Source organism: Antrihabitans stalactiti, assembly GCF_012932915.1.
Classification (GTDB): Bacteria; Actinomycetota; Actinomycetes; order Mycobacteriales; family Mycobacteriaceae; genus Antrihabitans; species Antrihabitans stalactiti.
Window position 1 is genome coordinate 169,139 of sequence record NZ_VCQU01000003.1, and the last position, 20,535, is coordinate 189,673.

The 20,535-nt window shown below is 62.1% G+C and carries 22 protein-coding genes; 12 read left to right on the forward strand and 10 right to left on the reverse strand.

From position 1 onward, the window contains the following. Positions 1-4 precede the first annotated feature (4 nt). Both dnaN and dnaA read right to left on the reverse strand, forming a co-directional pair. Complete coding sequence (gene dnaN / locus FGL95_RS09860; protein WP_169586110.1) at positions 5-1,189, reverse strand: DNA polymerase III subunit beta; 1,185 nt, start codon at positions 1,187-1,189, stop codon at positions 5-7. A gap of 406 nt (positions 1,190-1,595) precedes the next feature. Continuing rightward, complete coding sequence (gene dnaA, locus FGL95_RS09865) at positions 1,596-3,155, reverse strand: chromosomal replication initiator protein DnaA (protein ID WP_169586112.1); 1,560 nt, start codon at positions 3,153-3,155, stop codon at positions 1,596-1,598. 527 nt (positions 3,156-3,682) lie between these two features. Between dnaA and rpmH the strand changes: the two genes are divergently transcribed. The 6 genes from rpmH to rsmG all read left to right on the forward strand — a co-directional run bounded on the left by rpmH (position 3,683) and on the right by rsmG (position 7,101). Next, the gene (gene rpmH, locus FGL95_RS09870; RefSeq protein ID WP_003942540.1) at positions 3,683-3,826 is read left to right on the forward strand and encodes a 50S ribosomal protein L34; all 144 of its coding nucleotides are present in this window, start codon (positions 3,683-3,685) and stop codon (positions 3,824-3,826) included. A 27-nt stretch (positions 3,827-3,853) separates the two neighbouring features. Next, the gene (gene rnpA / locus FGL95_RS09875) at positions 3,854-4,237 is read left to right on the forward strand and encodes a ribonuclease P protein component (RefSeq protein WP_169586114.1); all 384 of its coding nucleotides are present in this window, start codon (positions 3,854-3,856) and stop codon (positions 4,235-4,237) included. Further along, entirely contained in the window at positions 4,237-4,593 is a 357-nt protein-coding gene (gene yidD / locus FGL95_RS09880) for a membrane protein insertion efficiency factor YidD (RefSeq protein ID WP_169586116.1), read from the forward strand. The genes rnpA and yidD overlap by 1 nt, the downstream gene beginning before the upstream one ends. A 4-nt stretch (positions 4,594-4,597) precedes the next feature. Then, positions 4,598-5,740, forward strand: a complete 1,143-nt coding sequence (gene yidC, locus FGL95_RS09885) for a membrane protein insertase YidC (protein ID WP_169586119.1) — start codon at positions 4,598-4,600, stop codon at positions 5,738-5,740. Positions 5,741-5,781: 41 nt separating this feature from the next. Continuing rightward, on the forward strand, positions 5,782-6,324 hold the full coding sequence (locus tag FGL95_RS09890; RefSeq protein ID WP_169586121.1) for a Jag family protein: 543 nt from the start codon (positions 5,782-5,784) through the stop codon (positions 6,322-6,324). A 99-nt stretch (positions 6,325-6,423) separates the two neighbouring features. Then, positions 6,424-7,101: a 16S rRNA (guanine(527)-N(7))-methyltransferase RsmG gene (rsmG, locus tag FGL95_RS09895; RefSeq protein ID WP_169587009.1), complete on the forward strand. Its 678-nt coding sequence runs from the start codon at positions 6,424-6,426 to the stop codon at positions 7,099-7,101. 348 nt (positions 7,102-7,449) lie between these two features. On the opposite strand, the gene FGL95_RS33135 is transcribed toward rsmG, so the two are convergent. Both FGL95_RS33135 and FGL95_RS09905 read right to left on the reverse strand, forming a co-directional pair. Beyond that, on the reverse strand, positions 7,450-7,626 hold the full coding sequence (locus FGL95_RS33135; RefSeq protein WP_206071720.1) for an integrase core domain-containing protein: 177 nt from the start codon (positions 7,624-7,626) through the stop codon (positions 7,450-7,452). Positions 7,627-8,057: 431 nt separating this feature from the next. Next, complete coding sequence (locus tag FGL95_RS09905; protein WP_169586123.1) at positions 8,058-8,720, reverse strand: hypothetical protein; 663 nt, start codon at positions 8,718-8,720, stop codon at positions 8,058-8,060. A gap of 2,164 nt (positions 8,721-10,884) precedes the next feature. On the opposite strand from FGL95_RS09905, the gene FGL95_RS09910 reads away from it, so the two are divergent. From FGL95_RS09910 to FGL95_RS09920, 3 genes are all read left to right on the forward strand, one after another. Further along, a complete protein-coding gene (locus FGL95_RS09910) occupies positions 10,885-11,898 on the forward strand; it encodes a ParA family protein (protein WP_169586125.1) in 1,014 nt (337 codons plus the stop codon). Then, on the forward strand, positions 11,895-12,908 hold the full coding sequence (locus FGL95_RS09915; RefSeq protein ID WP_169586127.1) for a ParB/RepB/Spo0J family partition protein: 1,014 nt from the start codon (positions 11,895-11,897) through the stop codon (positions 12,906-12,908). Before FGL95_RS09910 ends, FGL95_RS09915 begins: the two co-directional genes overlap by 4 nt. A gap of 166 nt (positions 12,909-13,074) precedes the next feature. Further along, entirely contained in the window at positions 13,075-13,779 is a 705-nt protein-coding gene (locus FGL95_RS09920) for a GNAT family N-acetyltransferase (protein WP_169586129.1), read from the forward strand. A gap of 23 nt (positions 13,780-13,802) precedes the next feature. On the opposite strand, the gene FGL95_RS09925 is transcribed toward FGL95_RS09920, so the two are convergent. The 5 genes from FGL95_RS09925 to sigM form a co-directional block, all read right to left on the reverse strand. Then, positions 13,803-15,002 (reverse strand): N-acetylmuramoyl-L-alanine amidase, encoded by a 1,200-nt coding sequence (locus FGL95_RS09925; protein ID WP_169586131.1) that lies wholly within the window; start codon positions 15,000-15,002, stop codon positions 13,803-13,805. A gap of 128 nt (positions 15,003-15,130) precedes the next feature. Continuing rightward, positions 15,131-15,454 (reverse strand): thioredoxin, encoded by a 324-nt coding sequence (gene trxA, locus FGL95_RS09930; protein ID WP_169586133.1) that lies wholly within the window; start codon positions 15,452-15,454, stop codon positions 15,131-15,133. Positions 15,455-15,495: 41 nt separating this feature from the next. After that, positions 15,496-16,491, reverse strand: a complete 996-nt coding sequence (gene trxB / locus FGL95_RS09935; protein WP_169586135.1) for a thioredoxin-disulfide reductase — start codon at positions 16,489-16,491, stop codon at positions 15,496-15,498. Between the two features lie 68 nt (positions 16,492-16,559). Then, positions 16,560-17,285: a hypothetical protein gene (locus FGL95_RS09940; protein ID WP_169586137.1), complete on the reverse strand. Its 726-nt coding sequence runs from the start codon at positions 17,283-17,285 to the stop codon at positions 16,560-16,562. Positions 17,286-17,371: 86 nt separating this feature from the next. Next, positions 17,372-17,923 (reverse strand): RNA polymerase sigma factor SigM, encoded by a 552-nt coding sequence (gene sigM / locus FGL95_RS09945; RefSeq protein WP_169586139.1) that lies wholly within the window; start codon positions 17,921-17,923, stop codon positions 17,372-17,374. A gap of 302 nt (positions 17,924-18,225) precedes the next feature. On the opposite strand from sigM, the gene FGL95_RS09950 reads away from it, so the two are divergent. Further along, entirely contained in the window at positions 18,226-18,669 is a 444-nt protein-coding gene (locus FGL95_RS09950; RefSeq protein ID WP_169586141.1) for a nuclear transport factor 2 family protein, read from the forward strand. A gap of 4 nt (positions 18,670-18,673) precedes the next feature. On the opposite strand, the gene FGL95_RS09955 is transcribed toward FGL95_RS09950, so the two are convergent. Continuing rightward, positions 18,674-19,261 carry a TetR/AcrR family transcriptional regulator gene (locus FGL95_RS09955; RefSeq protein WP_169586143.1) on the reverse strand — a complete coding sequence of 196 codons (588 nt, stop codon included), beginning with the start codon at positions 19,259-19,261 and terminating at the stop codon, positions 18,674-18,676. A 61-nt stretch (positions 19,262-19,322) separates the two neighbouring features. On the opposite strand from FGL95_RS09955, the gene FGL95_RS09960 reads away from it, so the two are divergent. Continuing rightward, positions 19,323-19,919, forward strand: coding sequence for an FAD-binding oxidoreductase (locus FGL95_RS09960; protein ID WP_169586145.1), 597 nt, complete (start codon positions 19,323-19,325; stop codon positions 19,917-19,919). Further along, complete coding sequence (locus FGL95_RS09965; protein WP_169586148.1) at positions 19,916-20,533, forward strand: hypothetical protein; 618 nt, start codon at positions 19,916-19,918, stop codon at positions 20,531-20,533. Before FGL95_RS09960 ends, FGL95_RS09965 begins: the two co-directional genes overlap by 4 nt. The last annotated feature ends 2 nt before the right edge of the window (positions 20,534-20,535 follow it).

The following is a 20,535-nucleotide window of genomic DNA, read 5'->3' on the forward strand; positions in this document are numbered from 1 at the left end:
TCGCTCAGCCCGGCAAGCGGACCGGCATCAGCAAGTACGTGTAGTCGCTCGACGGTGCCGGGAAGGAACCCGATGCAGCGGCCACCGGTTCTTCGTCGGTCGCAGGCCGCAGGACCGCAGGCCGGCTCGGCGTCGTGAACCCGAACGACACGCGATCGCTGTGCAGTGAGTTGAGCCCGTCGGTCAAGTAGCCGGGGTTGAAGGCAATGGTCAACGCTTCGCCGCGGAAGTCTGCTTCGAGGTCTTCCTCGGCGCGGCCGGCATCTTCCCCACCGGCCGACAAGGTCAGGCCTTCGTTGGAGAACTCGAGCCGCACCTGTGCGCCACGGTCGGCAACAAGCGCCATACGTTTGATCGCCTCGATCAGCGGGGCAACATCCAGCGTCGCCATCGAGGTGTGCTCCTTGGGCAGCAACTGCCGAAACTTCGGGAACTCTGCATCGAGCAGACGAGTTGTCGTGCGACGACCCGAGCTGACAATGCCGAGCAGACCTTCGGTACCGACCGTCGATCCTGTTCCGAGCGCGAGCTCGACCTTCGAATCCAATGGTCCGACAAGGGTTTTCGCTGATTCGGACAACGTCTTGGCCGGGATCAGCACTGCGGTCTTGACGTCGGACTTAGCGGGCTCCCAGTCGATCTCACGAACCGCGAGGCGGAATCGGTCCGTCGCTGCGAGCACGACGCTCGAGCCTTCGATCTCGACACGAATGCCGGTGAGCATGGGCAACGTGTCGTCCTTGCCTGCAGCGACCGCCACCTGGGCGACGGCTTCGGCGAATCCGTCGACCGGCAAGGAGCCGGTGTGCGCCGGCAGTTCTGGAAGTTGCGGGTAGTCCTCGACCGGCATCGTGGGCAACGAGAACTTCGCGCTTCCGCACACGATCGACACTCGAGTGCCATCGACGGTGACGTCGACCGGCTTGCCCGGCAAGGACTTGGTGATGTCTGCCAGCAATCGGCCGGAGACGAGAACTTCGCCATGACCGGCGACTTCCGCGGAAATCCGCATCTGCGCGGAAACCTCGTAGTCGAACCCTGACACGGTCAAGCCGTTGTCGTCGGCGACGAGCAGAACACCACCGAGTACGGGCACTGGCGGCCGGGACGGAAGGCTGCGGGCAACCCAGGCGACCGAGTCGGCGAAATCTTCACGAGCGACTCGAAACTTCATACTGCCAAGCTCCATCGCCCGGTTCTTCCTCTCGGTCGGTTGGGATCTTCGATCGCAGTCTGGCACACGTGGCAGACCTGAACACGCTATGCCCTCGAACTGCATCTCTGAAAGCCGGGACGAACAACGCTACGAGGGCTTCGATGCGGTCTGTCCCCAACACCTGTTTTAAAAGATGTTCTTAAAGGGAGAGAACAACAACAGTATTAGGTCCTGTGGAATCTGTGGACGGACGGTGAACTTGCAGGTAACCAGGCGTGGCGGGATGGGGATGAAGCGATGAAACGCTCGAGGAGCGATCCGAGGGTCATGTGGACTTTGCACGGTTGCTGACATTTTCCTGTGCTTCATCCCCAGTAGATCCCCATTACTCACAAGGTTATCCACAGGTGTGGAGTAGTTCTTGGAGTAAATCGACGAACTACCGCTTGGATCGTTGTTTGATCCGGGCAGTCAGCTCTTGGACCTGGTCGTAGACCTTGCGACGCTCGGTCATTTCCTTCTTGATCTTCTTTTCGGCGTACATGACCGTGGTGTGGTCACGACCGAACGTCTGACCGATCTTGGGAAGCGAAAGATCGGTCAGCTCACGACAGAGGTACATCGCAATCTGACGCGCCTGTGCCAGCGGTCGAGCCTTCCCGGGGCCACAGAGCTCGTCGATCGAGGTACTGAAGTACTCCGCCGTCACAGCCATGATCGTCGAGGCATTGATCTCCAGCGCCGCCGTATCTGGCATGAGATCGCGCAGTACGACCTCGGCGAGTGTCAGGTCCAGCGGCTGTCCGTTGAGCGAGGCGAACGCTGTCACGCGGATCAGAGCGCCCTCTAGTTCGCGGATGTTGCGTTCGATCCGACTGGCGATCAACTCGAGTACGTCGTGCGGCACGTCGAGCCGATCCATCCTGGCCTTCTTGCGCAGGATGGCGATTCGAGTTTCCAGCTCGGGTGGCTGAACGTCGGTGATCAGACCCCATTCGAACCGAGTTCGGAGTCGCTCCTCCAGGGTGGTGAGTTGCTTGGGCGGGCGATCCGAGGACACGACGATCTGTTTGTTCGCGTTGTGCAGGGTGTTGAAGGTGTGGAAGAACTCTTCCTGGATACCTTCTTTGCCTTCGATGAACTGGATGTCGTCGACGAGCAGAACGTCGGTCTCTCGGTAGCGCCGTTTGAACGCCACCTTGCGGTCGTCGCGGAGGCTGTTGATGAAGTCGTTGGTGAATTCCTCGGTCGACACATATTTGACGCGCATACCAGGGAACAGCCGCTGGGCGTACTGACCCGCGGCGTGCAAGAGATGTGTCTTCCCTAGACCAGATGCCCCCCACACGAACAACGGGTTGTACGCACGAGCGGGAGCCTCGGCGATGGCGACGGCCGCCGCGTGTGCGAATCGATTCGACGCGCCGATCACGAATGTGTCGAAGGTGTACTTCGAGTTCAAGCTGTTCGGTGACGCCGGCGCTGCAGGGCTTTCGGCGGGTTTTGTGAAGTACGACGGCCATGAGTTGCGGATACTGGCGATCGCTTCGCGTTCGTCGTCGATCTCGTCGAACGACGACGGTGCACCGCCGGTCAGTCTGCGGCGACGAAAATCAGTGGGACCAGGATCCTCGAGCTCACGGGTCAGGTCACCGTGGTCGGCCTCGACTGTGGGGCCCGGTCGTTCCGGGACGACTGTCGCCGCCGCCGCACTGGCAGGAGCGATTCGGACGCCCAATCCTTCGACCTGCTTGCCGAGATGTCTGCCGAGCGATTTGAGGATCGGTTCGCGCAAATCACGTTCGATCGCCTCTTGGGCAAGAGACGATGGAACCGACAGCAGCGCGAACCCTTGCGTGAGAGTCAGCGGTTTGACAAGGCCGAGCCAAGCCTTCTGCGCGTTGCTCAACACCGAACTTGTCTGATCGTCGGTGCCGTTCGTAAGCTCTGCAACAACGTCGGGCCAGACGTCTGCAAGCGCATTCGGTTCGTCGTTCAAGGCCGTGCCTCCCCAAGTCTGGGATCGATCGAGGCTCAGGTTCTCGCAACCGGGCAACGGTGAGAGTTAGCCACTCGGCCTATGAATATGCCATCTGATGCGAAACTCCACACAATTATCCACAGATGTGGAAAACCACAGAAGTGTGACTTCGCGGGCGAGCGAGACGATCGAAAGCGCCTCGACCTGCATATATTGCTCGGAATCTGACTTAGGCGAACCTAATTTACCGAGGATAGGGGCAGGTGTCCTCGAACAAAATAGCAACCGAGTCCTCGGTTGTGTGCAAAATCGTAGAAGCCGTCGAAGTCTGCGGGTTTGACCCAACTACCGGCGTTTCTATACCCTCGTACAGTCACCCATCGGTGCGGTGAAGGCTTCGTGCTGGCTTGGCTGGTCCTCGAGACTGCCGAGATCACGATTTGTTGCGACACCGATGTTGGACCACAGTTTTGTACAACCCCCACAGTTCGTGGGACCCACCGAGGGCATCACACGATGCCGCAGAGTTTCAAGGAGTGTTTACCGTGGCCAAGGGCAAGCGGACGTTCCAGCCGAACAACCGACGCCGCGCGCGTGTTCACGGCTTCCGTCTCCGGATGCGCACCCGTGCGGGTCGTGCGATCGTCTCTGCGCGTCGCCGCAAGGGCCGCGACTCGCTGACCGCCTGATCGGATCCCGCGGGTTCGGACGCTCGGGTGCTACCTGAGCCGTATCGGTTGCATCATCACTCGGACTTCTCTCGGACGGTGCGCCATGGCCATCGAGCAGGGAGACGTGATCTTGTCGTGCACGTTTACGGCAGGACCGCGAGTGGCGATGCATCGAATCCACTATTTACCGGCGACGGGCCGAGATTCGGCCTGATCGTCGGTAAAGGCGTTGGTGGCGCCGTTGTACGTCACCGTGTTGCGCGTCAGCTCCGGCATGTCTGCCACCCGCTGACCGACGCGGTGTCACCCGAATTCGATGTGGTTGTGCGGGCACTTCCCGGTGCCGCCACCGCAACGTCGAGCGAGTTGAGTCGTCAGCTTCACGGCTGCCTGCGCAAATTGAAACTCCTCGCCGACGGAGAGAGCTGATGCGTGCCGCTCTCCGCACGGTCCGTCGTTGGCCGGTGCGGATTCTGATCTTCTGTATCGAGCTGTACCGGACCTATGTCTCCCCCACGCGCATGCCGACGTGTCGGTTCACACCCACCTGTAGCGAATACGCCGTCGACGCTTTGCGCGCGCACGGCGTGATTCGCGGCCTTGTGCTGACGGTGATTCGTTTGGCGAAATGCGCGCCCTGGCACTCTGGAGGGTGGGACCCCGTGCCCGACCGGTTCGCCGGGTCCCACAGCCATGAGCATTCGGAGGATCTGCCGGCCTCCGACCTACCGACCGCAACGAGTCACGATCCGCAGGTGAGCGTGAACGAACAGAGGAGTACATAGAGCCGTGCTCGACTTCATCTACTATCCGGTCTCCGGGATCTTGTGGTTCTGGCACAAGGTGTTCGCCTTCATCCCGTACTTGGGTCCGACGGACGGCGGCAACGGAGTCGCCTGGGCACTGTCTGTGGTGTTCTTGGTCTTCACCCTGCGGCTGCTGCTGTACAAGCCTTTCGTCAAGCAGGTCCGCACGACGCGGCAGATGCAGGAACTGCAGCCTCAGATCAAAGCACTCCAGGCCAAGTACAAGGGCGACAGGCAGCGCCAGGCGCTGGAGTTACAGAAGCTTCAGAAGGAGCACGGATTCAACCCGATCATGGGCTGCCTCCCTGTGCTCGCCCAGGCTCCTGTGTTCATCGGTCTGTACCACGTGCTGCGGTCGTTCAACCGGACCGGACATGGAATGGGTCAGCTCGGGCTCGATCCCGCTGTCAACCGCACGATTCCGAACTACTTCTTCGGAGTCGACGACGTCGATTCGTTCCTGAACGCACGGCTCTTCGGTGCTCCGATCTCGGCAACGGTCGTCGAGTCGAAGACGGCACTCGAGGCATTCGTGAACGAAAGCCTCGGGCTCGGCCTGCCAAGCGTGTGGAATCTTGCCGCTATCGCCGTTCCTTTGATGATCATTGCGAGCCTCGCAACTCACTTCAACGCGCGCGCTTCGGTCGCACGGCAGAGTGAGGCAGCGGCGGCGAACCCTCAGGCCGCGATCATGAACAAGTTGGCGTTGTGGGTCTTCCCGCTCGGCGTGCTCGTCTTCGGTGTGTTCCTCCCGATTGCCATCCTTCTGTACTGGGTAAGCAACAACATCTGGACCTACGGCCAGCAGCACCTCGTATTCCGGAAGATCGACCACGAAGATGAATTGAAGAAGCAGGCTGTGATCGAGCGACGGGCGCAGAATGCACCGAAGCCTGGTGTGCGGCCGGTGAAGGGTAAGAACGCCGTTCAGCTGAGCAAGGACGAGTCGGCAAGTGTTGCTGCAGACGTGGTCGACGATGTCGCTGAGGCTGGTGCATCGAAGCCTGCTCCGGGAGCGAAGCCTGCACAGAAGAGACCCAATCGTGGTGGCGGTGGCCAGCAACGACGACCGGGTCAGGCTCGATCCGGCAACCGGGGTGGATCGAACAAACGAAAGCGGCGATGACCGGGATGCTCACGGAAGAGACAGAGGAAACGGACACAGTTATGACGATCGATTCTGAAGAGGCACAGGGCGACCTGGCTGCTACCGCGGTCGATGCAGCTGACGACAGTGCGACCGACGGCGACGACGACCTCATCGAGGAAGGTGAGATTGCCGGCGATTACCTCGAGCAGTTGCTCGACGTCCTCGACTTCGACGGTGACATCGACCTGGACGTCGAAGGCGACCGCGCGGTTGTCAGCATCGACGGCGGCCGCGACCTCAACAAGTTGGTCGGTCGCAAGGGCGAAGTTCTCGACGCCCTGCAGGAGCTGACTCGGTTGGCTGTGCAGCAGGCCACCGGCGAGCGCAGCAGGCTGATGCTGGATATCGCGGGTTGGCGCGCGGGCCGGCGCGCAGAGCTGACCGCGCTCGGTCGTGATGCGGCTCAGCGTGTGTTGGCGAGTGGTGAGCGCGAGGCACTCGTGCCGATGACACCGTTCGAGCGGAAGATCGTGCACGACGCTGTCGCTGCCGTCGATGGCGTGTCGAGCGAAAGCGAAGGTGCCGAGCCGGCAAGGCGTGTGGTCGTGATCCGCACATGAGCGGATGAGATTGTAGCGGGGCTTCCAGTCTTAGGACGGGGAGCCCCGTTTTAGTTCTAGGCTCGGTAAATCACATTGATGTAGTTCATGTCGTGGAGGATGTTTCACGTGGAACAGAGTTCGAGCGGGCAGTACGAAACCCCTCCCCCTGCAGCAGCAGAAGTGTTCGGTGAGAGGCTCGGTCTGGCGCGCATGTATTGGAAGGCACTCGCCACCGACGGCGTCGAGCGCGGGCTGATCGGTCCGCGCGAAGTTCCGCGACTCTGGGACCGGCACATCTTGAACTGCGCGGTCATCGGCGAGCTCATCCCGACAGGTGCATCTGTCGTCGACATCGGGTCCGGCGCCGGACTCCCAGGTATTCCCCTTGCCATTGCCCGCCCCGACCTCAAGATTGCGTTGGTCGAACCGCTCCTCCGCCGCACCCGATTTCTCGCCGAATTCGCTGAAGCGTCCGGGCTCGACTTCGTGATCGTCCGCGGTCGGGCCGAACAACCCGGCGTGATCAAGGAAGTCGGCGGAGCGGATGTCGCAACATCGCGCGCAGTGGCCCCGTTGGAGAAGCTTGCGAAGTGGTCACTCCCCCTCATCCACGAGCACGGACAGATGCTCGCGATGAAGGGATCCAGTGCAGCAGAAGAGATCTCCCGCGATCGCGCCGCCTTGACCCGCCTCGGCGCCGGAAGCGTGGAGGTCGTCGAATGTGGCGCCAGCGTCCTCGAAACTCCGACTATCGTCGTCCGCGCCGAGCGGGTCCGGCGGCGGAACAAGGGTTGATTGGTCCGGCTGGATCGTGCCGTCACGCTGACGAAATGACTGCATACCTTTAGACCTGGAATTTCACGACACTTTCGGACACATCCCAAGTTTCGGCGATCCGTCGGATCCTGTTGTGTGCCTTCGAAACTCGGTTATGTTCGTCGCAAGTCCGCGCCTTGAGGAGTTTTGGACGGACAGATCCCCGGCCGGGCAGCGTGCTCGGGGGCTGGGGTGCACCGGCGGGTTCGCGGCGCCGGTCGCCGGTCGCGATGTTAGTGGAACTGGAGATCCGGTTTTCTGTCTGGCTGGACTGGATGCAGTCTCGTTGTCGGATACTACGATCGCGGCGACGCCGAAACGCTGTCGCTAGGTTCGGGTGCCGTCTAGGTCCTCGAATATCGTGTGCAGCTGACGTTGATCCGTAACACCTAAGTCGGGTGTTTTCTGGCGGAGTCTTTCATGCGGGGTTTGGCCGTCGAGGCCGCCGTGGGGTCGGTGGTAGTTGTAGTCGTCCTCCCATTCGCGGAGCTTGTCGTTGAACACTTTCGCGTCGTCGATGACGACACCGTCGGGAGGCGGTCGACCTCTTCGGCATCGATGCGTGGGAGCGTTCGACCTTGCTCATGAGACGCGGTCTGCGCGGTTTGATGTAGACGTGCTGCATGCCTTTGTCGAGCACATGCCAGTGGAAGCTGCTCTGGAATTCGGCGCCGTTGTCGGGCTGGATCGTGTCGATGATCAACGGAATCGTTGCGCGACATAGTCGATGAACTTCACGTCGGCTTAGACGGCCGGGTTGTTGTTTCTCGTAGCGTTTCCAGCGTCGGTCGTGGCGTTTGTGGCTGTAAGGCCTGGGGACACCCCTGACACTGCATCGCCGACGCTACCAAGTCTGGTGTGGCAGAGGCTGTCTTGCGGGGCGCCGGCGTTTGTTGCCGCTCGGGTGGTCGGACCCGACCGGGTCGAGGGCGAGTTCACGTGCTGGCCGATATAGGCGTGCCCGATGTCGATCTTGCGTTGCGGTAGTTGAACGAGCCGGCCTTGGCGACTTTAAATGTCCGGGGGCCATGGTTGCGACGCTTCGGGCGTGGATCGCCGGGTGCGACCGTCGGCAGCGTCTCGTACGCCTGGGACCGTGGTCGGCGTAGAACTCCTTGAAGGTGCGGTGATAGCGCTCCAACTTGCCGCAGGTCTGCGGATGCCGCGGCCGCGACGACAGCTGGGTGATACCCAATGCGGTGAGTCGTTCCTGGCAGAACCTCGATTTCTCGTCGCTTACCGGACTTGAACTGCATGCCGTTGTCGCTGATCAACTGTCGCGGTGTACCCCTTTCGTCGATTGCGGTGGCCGCGATCCCGTACCGAGCCTGGTCGTCGAGCAGGTCGAACACCCACGCCTTCGACGCACCGACCAGTTCGACCTGCGTGCCGTCGATCTGCCACAGATCGTTTGGGGCGAACCGTTCGAACCGTCGCCATGTGCGCGGTGAGCGACGAATCGGCGCGGTGACCACGCCGCAGCGTTGCAGGATCCGATGAATCGTCGACACCGCCCGCGGCGCCGCCAGTCCCGCGCGGATAGACCGAGTGCGGATCCTCGGGGCTCCCCAACGCGGATTGTCGGTCCGCATTGTCACGATCCGTTCCTCGATCTCTGCGACGGTGATCCCAACAATCTGTCAACCGTGTGCCCGGGCTCTACACGTCCGATCGTGGTTGGGTGGCCTCCTTTTCGACCGTCTTCACTGACCTACTTTTGAACCGTCGTCGACAGTAGTTACAAGGCACGACTGCGGTGACCGGATCGAGTCCGCAGGTTCCGTCTTGTGCTGGCGATAGTGTCGCTACGCGGCGCGTCGATTCAACTCGGCGACCAACTGCATCCTGGTTCTGTGCATTGCCGGACAGGCGTAGCTCGCCAGAACTACATGACGAACTCTGCGGGTGTTCGATGGCAATGTTTCACGTGGAACAACGAACGGACCCGTCGACGACCGGCCCCCGCGCGACTCGGGCGTTGACTTGGTAGCAGCGGCGAAGCTTCGGTCGATTCTCTACAGAGGACGATGCGGGCACGCGCCTAGGCGATTAGCTCGGGACGTATGTTGACCGTTGCTGAGCGGCAGACGTAGCCGTCAGTCCCCCTCCCCGTTAATGGCGTGGGTGCGTGCTCTCTGGTGCCACTTTGTGGACCGCGTACACCGCAGCTCCGCCCTGGAAGCTGTCGACAGATTGGCTCGAAGCAGTGAGCGCCAGTTGGCTGCGAGCAATTCAAATGCAGCCCCGCGCCGATACTGTTTGCCTGTCCCCGGAGCTGACTCCACGCGACCCGAGTTCCCACGAAGAAGGTGACTTCACGCAATCACATGCCACTGAGGCCCGGTCTCAATTTGGGATTTCCGGGCTGGTGGGCGGGCGCTCCCTGTGCGCAGAGTCGACGTCTGACGGATGTCAGGGGTTCCGGGTCGGCGTGTTTCCGTAAGTGGTCTACTCGCGTTGTCTCGACGCGGGGCGTTCGTCTCAGTGGATAGGCGACAAGTCCTTCGAATGCGGACGCCTCTGTCCGTACTTTCGAGCGACGAAGCGTGACGCCGCACGACGAAGGGGATCGACTGGCCAACGGATCCTTGGCAGTTGATAGTCTGGTCCCTTCGTACGGGCTCTCGTAGCGCTGGGCCGCCAACACCGCGCCCGGAGAGCTAGCTGAGTTCCGAATGTTTCACGTGGAACAAGGATCTCTGGTGTGGTCGGGGGCCGTTTATAGCTCGGTCTGCGCGGGCGACTGTGTTCGCTCGAAACGACCGTCAGATTGAACGCGCGAGGAGCCTCTTCGGTTGCGGCCACGGCCGAGAGCCGGCGAGGCAGCTGGTGTCTGGTCTAGGCCGGAAGGGCGAGCAACGCGCTGCGTAGTGATCATCAGATGCTCCGTGTCGAGGCTCTGCATGGCTTTGAGTCGAGTGAATGGACCGCGGCTCCTCCGCTCCCCGAAGAGGACGTCGTCGCTAACGGAAGCCCCCAGTTTGGGCCATTCTGTGTGCCTGCTCTCAGTGGCACTTCCCATGCACCATCGTCGGTGGCGACGAGTCCTTCGCGGTCTCGGCGACACGTGCTTGCGGCGCATCCTGAGCGAACTTCGTGCGCTGAAGAAGATGCAGTGCGCGGCTACCAACGAGCCGAGGACGACGAGCGCGAGGAGGCCCAAGCCAATGACAGGGGTCTTAGTCCTCTTGCCCGACGGTGACGCTTGCTCGATGAGTGGCGACGCGGCGCCATCTTGTTTCACGTGGAACAGTGAGTACGACGCGCGGACCTAGTTGGCAGTGAGGCAGTTAGTCCACAGGCTTGGGCTAAACGGGCCGATTTCGCAACTTGCAATGTCTGCGCTTTGGTCGAATATTCATGTGCCCCATGGGCTTCCCGCCGGTGAGAAGTTACACACATGGAATTCCACAACTGGGGATAACTTTTCGCAGCAGGACTGTGAATGGGGCGGAACTAGAAATAGTGCCTGAAGTGGGCGAATTACGGCACGCGCAGATCCGTTGTCGGGAAGCACGCAAACGCCCAGAAATTTCCCGAATTCCGTTCTCGGACGGAAGTTTCCTCAGCCTGACTTCCCATCCGCGCGGCGGACTGGCAAGCTTGCACAAGTCGCGAGTGGTGGGCCATTAATCGCCGATTCCGACCAATGTAGTTCGGTCTGTGCGAGCAGAAAAAGCCGCCACCGTCGCCTTTCTGCGGTAGCGACTCCGATAGTTGCGATAGTCAAGCTGAAGCGGTATCCCGCGGGTAGGAGCTCAAATGCCGGGTGGTTCTTCGAACGTTTCACGATCAACGGTTTCACGTGAAACACCGTCCCAGCCTCGTCAGTCAGCCGGTCGACACGGGAAGCAGGATGCCGATTTCGGCGGACAGTACCCGGGCATCTCGCCGATCGATACACCAATCGGCGCGGCAGCACACCGCGCCAGCCAAGTCCTCCACCCACACTCAGTGGCTCTACCGAAGCTCACCGAGAAGCGGGTCATCACGATTGCCAACCAGAAGGGTGGCGTCGGAAAAACAACGACGGCCGTCAACCTGGCGTCCGCGCTGGCCCTGCAGGGGCTGACCGTCCTGGTGGTCGATCTCGACCCTCAGGGCAATGCCAGCACCGCGATGGGTGTTGCCCACCATTCGGGGGTGCCCTCGAGCTACGAACTACTTCTCGGCGAAGTGACGGCAAAGGAGGCAATTCAACAGAGCCCGCACAGCCCGCGGCTGCTCTGCATTCCCGCAACGATCGACTTGGCCGGCGCGGAAATCGAGCTGGTCTCGATGGTTGCCCGTGAAGGTCGACTGAAGACCGCGCTGTCGGACGAGGCCCTCGACGGACTGGGCATCGACTTCGTCATGATCGACTGCCCGCCTTCGCTAGGGCTCCTCACAGTCAACGCGATGGTGGCTGCGCGCGAAGTCCTCATTCCGATTCAGTGCGAGTACTACGCACTCGAAGGAGTGGGTCAGTTGCTTCGCAATATTCAGCTCGTTCAGGCGCATCTCAACCCGAGTCTGCATGTGTCGACGGTCGTCTTGACGATGTACGACGGGCGAACGAAACTGGCCGACCAGGTCGCCGATGAGGTCCGGAGCCACTTCGGCGATGCCGTACTGCGGTCGGTCATTCCACGCAGCGTCAAGGTCTCCGAGGCGCCCGGCTACGGAATGTCCGTGCTCGACTACGACCCAGGATCACGAGGTGCGATGAGTTATCTCGACGCGGGCCGAGAGCTCGCCGCGCGTTCCTCCGGCACCGTGGGGAGCATCGCGAAATGAGCCAAACACGCAAAGGCGGACTGGGTCGAGGCCTTGCCGCGCTGATTCCCACTGGCCCGGAGGCCGGCGGACCGAGGCTTGGCAACGCGGCAGCAGATGTCATTATCGGGATCGAGCGATCGGCTGCAGAGCGAGCAGCGAACCCCCTCCAACCGCGGGACCTTCGCGCCGCACCGGATCTCGACGATTCGGATCTGACCCCGGCGGGCGCTGTCTACCGCGAGATCCCGCAGGATCAGATCAAGCCGAACCCCAAGCAACCGCGCCAGGTTTTCGAGGAAGAGGCGCTGTCGGAGCTTGTTCATTCCATCCGCGAGTTCGGCCTCATGCAGCCGATCGTCGTCCGTCGGACGGGCCCCGAGAGCTATCAGATCGTCATGGGCGAGCGGCGCTGGCGGGCAAGCCAGCAAGCCGGACTCGCTGCCATTCCTGCGATCGTTCGCGAGACGGCCGACGGATCGATGCTCCGCGACGCCCTCCTCGAGAACATTCACCGGGTCCAGCTGAACCCGTTGGAAGAGGCGTCGGCGTACCAGCAGTTGCTCGAAGAGTTCGACGTGACTCATGAAGAGCTGGCGAATCGGCTCGGTCGTTCGCGTCCCGTAGTGACGAATATGATCCGATTGCTCAAGCTGCCGATTGCCGTTCAGCGCCGCGTCGCGGCGGGGGTTCTGTCGGCCGGCCACGCTCGAGCGCTCCTCTCGCTGGACGCGGGTGCGGAAGCACAGGAGCAACTGGCCGCGCGGATCATCGCGGAAGGGCTGTCGGTCCGCGCGACGGAGGAAGCAGTCACTCTGGCGAACCGCGAGGACGACAGGGCCGTCACGCCGACGGTGCGGCGCAAGCCGATCCAGATGCCGGGCTTGCAGGATGTGGCCGAACGGCTCTCGTCGTCGTTCGATACTCGCGTGACCGTCAGTTTGGGCAAGCGAAAAGGCAAAATTGTCGTCGAATTCGGCTCGGTGGACGACCTGGAACGGATCGTCGGTTTGATCGAAAATAAGGGATAAATCGGGCATTGTTGGTGGGCATACCCGTCACTGCGGCTGATACGTCACAGTGACGGGAGCCAAAAATGGACTTTCCGACCAGGTACGAACACCCAGCACCGATCGCATATCCTTGATCTAGAACGGACCGCGAGGTGCACACTGGGCATGGAGGCTGAGCAGAGCAGTGTCGACCAGTGTCACCGCCCTCACCCTCGATGGTCTCGGAAAACTGCCGTCGCACGCTAGGCGATGCGTCTTCTGGGAACTCGATCCCGCTGTCGCATTTACGTCCAAAGAATTCACGGACCCTGTCTTCGAAAAAGAAGCGTGGCTGTCGACCGTCATGCTCGAGTGGGGTTCCTGCGGGCAGGTCGCGCTCGTCGACGGCAACCCTGCCGGTTGCGCTCTCTACTCACCGCCCAGTGCGGTCCCCCGCGCCTCGCTGTTTCCCACCTCACCGGTGAGCGCGGACGCCGTGCTTCTGACAACCTTGCGGCTCGAGCGCGACGACCTCATAGACGACGACGGGCTCGCCGGCCACTTGGTGCAAGCCGTCGTTGCGGACCTCGTTCGCCGCGGCGTGCGAGCGCTCGAATCGTTCGGCATTCGGAAGACGGACGAGGAGTTGGCTGTGTCGGTCACCGATACACCTACGGCGACAGCGGCGCTGGAGTGTTCGCCCGCGTCCTGCATGATCGCGGCTGACTTCCTCGAGGGGGTCGGATTCGAAGTTGTTGCACCGCATCACCGCTTCCCGCGACTGCGACTCGAGCTGGACCGTGACCACGGCTGGAAGGCAGACGTCGAATACGCGTTGGAGCAACTACTTTCGGCCGCAGCGTTGACCGTCGCAGACCTGGGTAGTCGTTCGACGGTTGGCGCGCACTAGCTCGTCAGGAACGCTGAAGGACATCAGCCGCGGTCAGCGGCGGCAAGTTCTTCGGCAAGCAGTTCGGCGAACGTGTATGTCCCCGTTGGCTGGTCGTCCTGACCGAGGAGATAGAGCCGTTTGACGGCGATCAGAATAGCTTCGGCGATGACGTCGCGAAAGCGCGGATTGGTGAGGACTGCCGCGTCGTACTCGTTTGTGACGTAACCGATGTCGACCTGGACCGTCGGCATCTTGGTGAGGCGCAACAGATCCCAGGTACGGCCGTGAACGCGGCAGTCTTGCAACGAGGTTCGTGCGACGACCTCGCGCTGAATGAAGCCCGAAAGTACTTGGCCGATCATCGATGTCGAACCGTGTGAGTTTCCGAAGTGGAAGCTCGCAACACCGTTCGCGGACGGACTGTCGTTATGCGCGCAGCGCAACGAAATCATGAGGTCGGCGTCGAATGCATTCGAGGTCTCGGCCCGCTCGACATCCGTCGGATTCGCATTGTGGGGACGGGAAAGGAACGTCTCCATTCCAGTGGCCGCCATACGACCTTCAAGCCGACTGGCCAAATCCCAGAGGATCTCCGACTCGTACATCTCGCCGAACTCAGTCCATACGCCGAGCCCGCGGTCGTCGCCGCCCAGGCCTGGATCGATCACGATCCGCTTGCCTGTCAGCTGCGGACCGGATCGGTGTACCAATTCTTCTTCGCTGATTCGGTGGGGGTTGCCACCGGTAACCCGGGCACCGAGAAGTTCCAAGGAGCGCAACGTGTCTGGGCCACAGATCCCGTCGGCCGCCAGCCCGATCTCCCGCTGGAACGAGCTGAGAGCCTCGTGCGTCTGAGCGCCGAAGTAGCCGTCGACCCGCTCGACATAGAAGCCGAGATCTTGCAGCCGGCGTTGCAGCGTAGCCACGTCGTCACCGAAGAGGGGCGCCGACAACTGGTAGAACATCGTGCGCGCACCGAGGGTGTACGACGCCTCTTTCAGGGAGCGATACGTGGCGGGGCCGACAATGCCGTCGACGAGAATGCCACGCTGCTGTTGGAAAGCGCGCACTGCGCTATCGAGTGTCTGATCGAACACCGCATCGGGGGTGAGCCAGTAGGCGTCTTCGCCGGATTCTGGATCCGTCGCCGGCAGCTCGCCAGGGAGATATCCCATTCGTGCGAGCGTGCCCCGAACCTCTGCGACGGCAGGTCCACGATCGCCGTGACGGAGTCGGTGCATGGAGTTGGCGCCTTCCTTAAACCGGCCGGTGCCCGGTGCGGAGTTACTGGGCACGTCGAGCAATTGTCGCAGAAAACTGGCGGAACTATGTACTAGGGGTCAGAACCGCCAGCTCTGCACCAACTCGATCAGAGGACGTCGGACAGCTCCCGCAGGAGGGCAGCTTTACCCTTGGCGCCGACGATCTGCTTGGCCGGCTTGCCACCCGAGAACAGGATCAGCGTCGGGATCGACATCACCTTGTAGTCGCGTTGCGTGCCGGGGTTCGCATCGATATCCAGCTTGGCAATCGTGATCTTGTCGCCGTGCTCCTTGGCGATCTCCTCGAGGACCGGAGCGACCATGCGGCACGGTCCGCACCACGTCGCCCAGAAATCGACCAGAACTGGCTTCTCGCTGGACAAGACATCCTCGACGAACGAAGCGTCGGTGACGGTGATTGTGTTGGACACTGGGTCTCCTGGGGGTCGGGAAAAGCGATTGATGAAAGCGATCAGGCGATCGCGACGGACCGGCCGGCGTTGTCGATCGTGTTGGTCGAGATGTCGCCCTGCTCGGCCAGCCAGCGCTCGGCATCGAGCGCAGCGGCGCACCCGGTACCCGCGGCTGTGATTGCCTGGCGATAGGTGTGGTCGACGAGATCGCCGGCAGCGAAGACACCTGTGACATTCGTTGCGGTCGTAGGTGATTGGACTCGCACGTAGCCTGCGTCGTCGAGTTCGACCTGGCCCTTGACGAGGTCGCTGCGCGGATCGTGACCGACTGCGACGAACATTCCCGTGACGTCGAGCTGGCTCTCCTCGCCCGTGACCGTGTCACGCAAGGTCACGCCGGTGACGCTTGTTTCGCCTAGCACTGCAACGACCTGCGAGTTGGTGACGAACTTGATCTTCTCGTTGGCCTTCGCGCGCTCGAGCATGATCCGCGACGCACGGAATTCCTCACGACGGTGAATGACGGTGACCGATCGCGCGAACTTCGTCAGGAAGGTTGCCTCTTCCATTGCCGAGTCGCCACCGCCGACGACCGCGATGTCCTGGCCTTTGAAGAAGAAACCGTCGCAGGTGGCGCACGCGCTGACACCGCGTCCAAGGAGGTCCTGCTCGCCCGGAATATCGAGATAGCGAGCGGCGGCTCCCATAGCGAGGATCACGGCATGGGCACGGTACGTTTCGCCGTTGGCGACGACGGACTTGATCGGTCCGGAGAGGTCGATCTCGTCTACGTCTTCGGTCCGAATATCGGCACCGAACCGCAGGGCTTGCTCACGCATCTCGTCCATCAGATCGGGACCCATGATGCCGGACTTGAATCCGGGAAAGTTCTCGACCTCGGTGGTGGTCATCAATGCGCCGCCGAACTGGGTGCCTTCGAAAACCAGGGGTTCCAATTCGGCGCGGGCCGCGTAGACCGCTGCGGTATATCCAGCTGGGCCGGACCCGACGATGATGAGGTCTACAACCTTGTTGGTATCGGCAGGAGATGACATGGGACCTTCCAGGGCGGCTTAGCGATTCGTTGTGGATCAACAACAGGGTAAGGGGTGTTGTTCCCGCGCTAGCCGATCTGCCTGACTGCCAGCTGCGCAGCGTCCGATTCTTTACAGCCGACGCCGACGACGATTGCCTTGATCGTGGGTGGCGGCGTTCCCGGAACCAGTAGGAGCACAGCATCCTGCCCGCGGAACCGAACAGGCGCCGACCCGAGGACCGGCTGTGTTGTGCTGAGCCCGTTGGCGGCCAAGCAGCCGGCCAGATTTGCGACGAGGGGCGCGGGCACGTCGTGTCGACCGATGACAGAGCGCAACGAGGCGACCGTGAGATCGTCGCCCAAGTCGACCGTCTTCGTCGGTTGCGGTGTCGGTTGAGCTTGTATCGGACTGTTCTGCTCCGGTGCTCGCAGCACGACGAAGGCGAAGATCACTGCCGCGGCCGCGACCAGGGCTGCTGCTGCTCCCCCAATGCGGACCCGGCGACGGCGGGACGCGAGTTCGTGGAGGGTTGCGAGAGGCCGCACCGAAACCTTGCTCGGTAGGTCGAGAATCTGATCCAGCCGCTCCGCGACGTCGCGAGGAATCGTGGTGGCGACGGTTTGATCGCGACCCAGGGCTCGCAATTCGTCGGACACGCGATCGAGCGCCTGCAGGGTCCGCATCGCATCGGCGTCGCGCCGAACTGCTGGCCACAACTCGCTCGCGACCTCCGGCGGGAGGTTGTCGGCATGTAGGTCGGCGATGAGTTCGGTTGAGAACGGCGGCTGCGGCACACCGCTTCGAGTGCTCATCACACCTCCCCAACTTCGATCGTTCGTGCTTCGTCGCTCTTGCCGAGCATTTTTGTTTGTCCGCTATAAGATTCGACGCGCGCTGGCTAGGTTCGGTTCCCTGGATCGCGAAGGAATTCCAACTTTTCCGCCAGCTTGACGCGGCCTCGCGCACATCGGCTTTTGATTGTGCCCTCTGGCACTCCCAGCATCGCCGCTGCCTCGGAAATCGAGTAGCCCTCGACATCGACCGCGACCAATGCCGCACGTTGTTCGGCCGGCAGCGAAAACAGGGCTCTGTCGACGACCAGAGACATCTCCAGGTCGGCGTAATGGTCTCGATCATCACGGGGATCGTCCGATTCGTCGGCCGACAACGAGACCGTGGGCCGCACCTTGTTCCGACGGATGCGGTCGAGGCAGGCGTTGACGACGATCTTGTGCAGCCAGCTGCGGACCGCTGCGTCTGCGCGAAACGTGCCGGCCGTTCGATGTGCAGACAGCAACGCATCCTGCAGGGCATCTGCGGCATCTTCCCGGGTGTACGACGTTCGCAATGCGGTTTGCCACAGGTGGTCGTAATGGCGACGCATGAGTTCTGCGAAGGCGTGGTGGTCACCAGCGGCGTGAGCAGCGAGGAGATCGGCGTCGGTCGACACGAGACGGTCCCTCCCTTCTCCGCTGCGACGCCCGAGACCGGGCAGCTGAAACTCTCGAATGCAACACGAGATTCCCCCCGGTGTTGGTATGCCCCCCAGCTGGCATACCAACACCGTCAACGACCGTCGCGACGTAGCCGCTGCGGTAAGGGCCCTCTTACGGACCGTCCGAAACAATATACACAGGTGCCCGGCGGAGCGGCAAACTGTCAGCTATCTATTTTCACATTTTGAGTCGCTCTTCATAAACCGACTGACAGTCGGTTAGTCTGGTGTGACACCTTCACGAAAGGAGTCCACCGATGTCCGGAATTGCCGCCGAGCGCGAAGCGCGCCTCGATCGGTCCTCGCTCGAGGAGGTGTTCAATCGCTATCACCAGGCATGGGAAGACAAGGATCCCGACGCTATTTCCGCACTCCACAGCGTGGATTCGACCTACTCCCTGCGCGCCGGTGAGAAGCGGGTACACGGTCGCTCAGCCCTGCGTGAGCACTACAAGAATCTCTTCGACAGCTATCCGGGATACCGGGCGGAGGTCGCGCGGTTGCTTCTCGGCGACGGCCACTGGGTACTCGAGTGGACGATGGTGATCGACCTCCTCGATACCGACGGGACGCAGTTCACAGCTCGTATCGACCTCGTCGATGTCGTCGACGTCGACCGGGACGGTTTGGTAACGAGAAAGGACGTCTACGTCGACGGCGCTCAGCGGGCCGCAGCCTTCGGCCGGGCAGGGGTGATCTGAGGTGCTACCGGCTCGCGGCGAGCCCCGAGAGAAAGTCGCCGAGCACGTCACCGAACTGCGCAACCACCGCCTCGGGATCGTCGGCTCGACCAGCGACCAGTGCCGCCTCCATGACAGCCCCGAGCACGAGCTGAGTGGCGGCCACAACGCGAGGTGCATCCGGGGCCGACGACATCGTCATCGCGACCGCGGCACGAGTCATGCCCGCAAAATGTCGGTCGTCGATCTCGCGCCACCGCTCCCAACCGAGCACCTCGGGACCCTCGAGCAGAACGATCCTGCGCCGGCGCGGGTCGGCGGCCCGCCGCAGATAGTCGGTCAACACGTCGGCAAGGTCGTTGGCCGACAGGGGTTGCGGTCGTTGGTTGGCGCGAAATTCGTCGGCGATCTCGCCCTGCATCTCGTCGACGACTGCGTCGAGCAACGTCTTCTTGGACGAAAAGTGATGGTAGAAAGCGCCTTTCGCTATTCCCGCTTGCGCGACGACTGCGTCGATGGTCACCTCGTCGTAGCCGTCCGCCGCGAAGAGTTCCCGACCTGCCGCCAGGATCGCGGCGATCGTGCGTTCACTGCGCTCGCGCTGGGTCGCCAATGAACGTCCCCAATCCCTTCGCTATCGCCACTCGTTATCCGCTCAGTGATAAGGATGCAACATGACACCGTTCGAATCGCTCGCTGCGGTCGTCGAAGGTCGTGTCACGACCCCTGGCGATGCCGCGTCCACCGGCCGGGACTGGTCCGCACTCACCCGACCGTGGAATGTGCAGATCCGACAAGACGACGCGGTGGCGGTCGTCGACGTCGCAAGCATTGCCGACATCCAGGCGACCGTGAAATTCGCTGCTGCGAAAGGTATTACAGTCACGACTCAACGGTCCGGTCACGGCGCCACGGGCAAATCCGCCGGGACGATTTTGCTACGGACCCACAACCTGGACTCGCTGCAGATCGACCCCGTTACTCGTCGCGCCCACGTGGGTGCGGGGGTGTTGTGGGGTCGGCTACAAGCTGCGGCGGCCGAGCACGGACTGTCCGGCACTCCAGGAAGTTCGCCCGGCGTCGGAGTCGTCGGCTTCACCGTCGGTGGCGGTCTGAGTTGGTTCTCGCGGAAATTCGGACTTGCGGGTGCAGCGGTGCGCAGCTTCGAAGTCGTCACCGCAGACGGTGGACGGCGGCGGGTCGACAGCGAGAACGAGCCGGAACTGTTCTGGGCACTGCGCTGGACCTTCTGCACGCGTACTCGCCGGTGACCGCGCAGGCACCGGACGAACTGACCATCTGGCTGGACTTGGTGCACTTCCCGGTGAGCGCCACACCCTTGGGGGCGGTGGACTCCACGTTCCTCGGCGCCGAGGAATCGGCGCGGGAACTACTGAGCCCGTTCGACGCCATCGCAGGGGCCATCGGTGACACTCGCGTCGCGATGAGTCCGGCTGATTTGGCAACGATCACTGCCGATCCGATCGACCCGAGCCCTGGCATCAGCAGCACTCTGCCGATTCGGGTGTTGGATGACGGCGTCATCGACGCACTGGTGCGTGACCCGATCTTCCCTCTGCTCACCGTCCAGGTCCGGCAACTCGGTGGCGCCATCAGCAACGAGAATCAACTGCCAAACGGTCCGCTGAGCAGCGAACATCTCATCTATCTTTTCGGGAGTCCGTCGGCCGAACGCACGGCGGACCGGATCAAAGAGCGCATCGCGGCGTTCATGGACGATCTGACGCCGTTTACAGGCCACGGCAAGCCGCTGACGTTTCTCGCACCCGGTGAGGAGATGGCGGACGCGCTGCCGGAGAAGTCCGTACGCGAGTTGGCGACGATCAAACAGAAGTGTGACCCGAACCGAACGCTGCGGTCGTAGCT

Bases quoted from the DNA above. Each gene is read 5' to 3' on its own strand.
- FGL95_RS09890 (WP_169586121.1), top strand. From the start codon at position 5,782: ATGACGATCGATTCTGAAGAGGCACAGGGCGACCTGGCTGCTACCGCG.
- FGL95_RS09910 (WP_169586125.1), top strand. From the start codon at position 10,885: ATGCCGGGTGGTTCTTCGAACGTTTCACGATCAACGGTTTCACGTGAA.
- rsmG (WP_169587009.1), top strand. From the start codon at position 6,424: ATGTTTCACGTGGAACAGAGTTCGAGCGGGCAGTACGAAACCCCTCCC.
- FGL95_RS09950 (WP_169586141.1), top strand. From the start codon at position 18,226: ATGTCCGGAATTGCCGCCGAGCGCGAAGCGCGCCTCGATCGGTCCTCG.
- dnaN (WP_169586110.1), bottom strand. From the start codon at position 1,189: ATGGAGCTTGGCAGTATGAAGTTTCGAGTCGCTCGTGAAGATTTCGCC.
- FGL95_RS09960 (WP_169586145.1), top strand. From the start codon at position 19,323: ATGACACCGTTCGAATCGCTCGCTGCGGTCGTCGAAGGTCGTGTCACG.
- FGL95_RS09940 (WP_169586137.1), bottom strand. From the start codon at position 17,285: ATGAGCACTCGAAGCGGTGTGCCGCAGCCGCCGTTCTCAACCGAACTC.
- FGL95_RS09915 (WP_169586127.1), top strand. From the start codon at position 11,895: ATGAGCCAAACACGCAAAGGCGGACTGGGTCGAGGCCTTGCCGCGCTG.
- yidD (WP_169586116.1), top strand. From the start codon at position 4,237: ATGCGTGCCGCTCTCCGCACGGTCCGTCGTTGGCCGGTGCGGATTCTG.
- trxB (WP_169586135.1), bottom strand. From the start codon at position 16,491: ATGTCATCTCCTGCCGATACCAACAAGGTTGTAGACCTCATCATCGTC.
- FGL95_RS09925 (WP_169586131.1), bottom strand. From the start codon at position 15,002: ATGCACCGACTCCGTCACGGCGATCGTGGACCTGCCGTCGCAGAGGTT.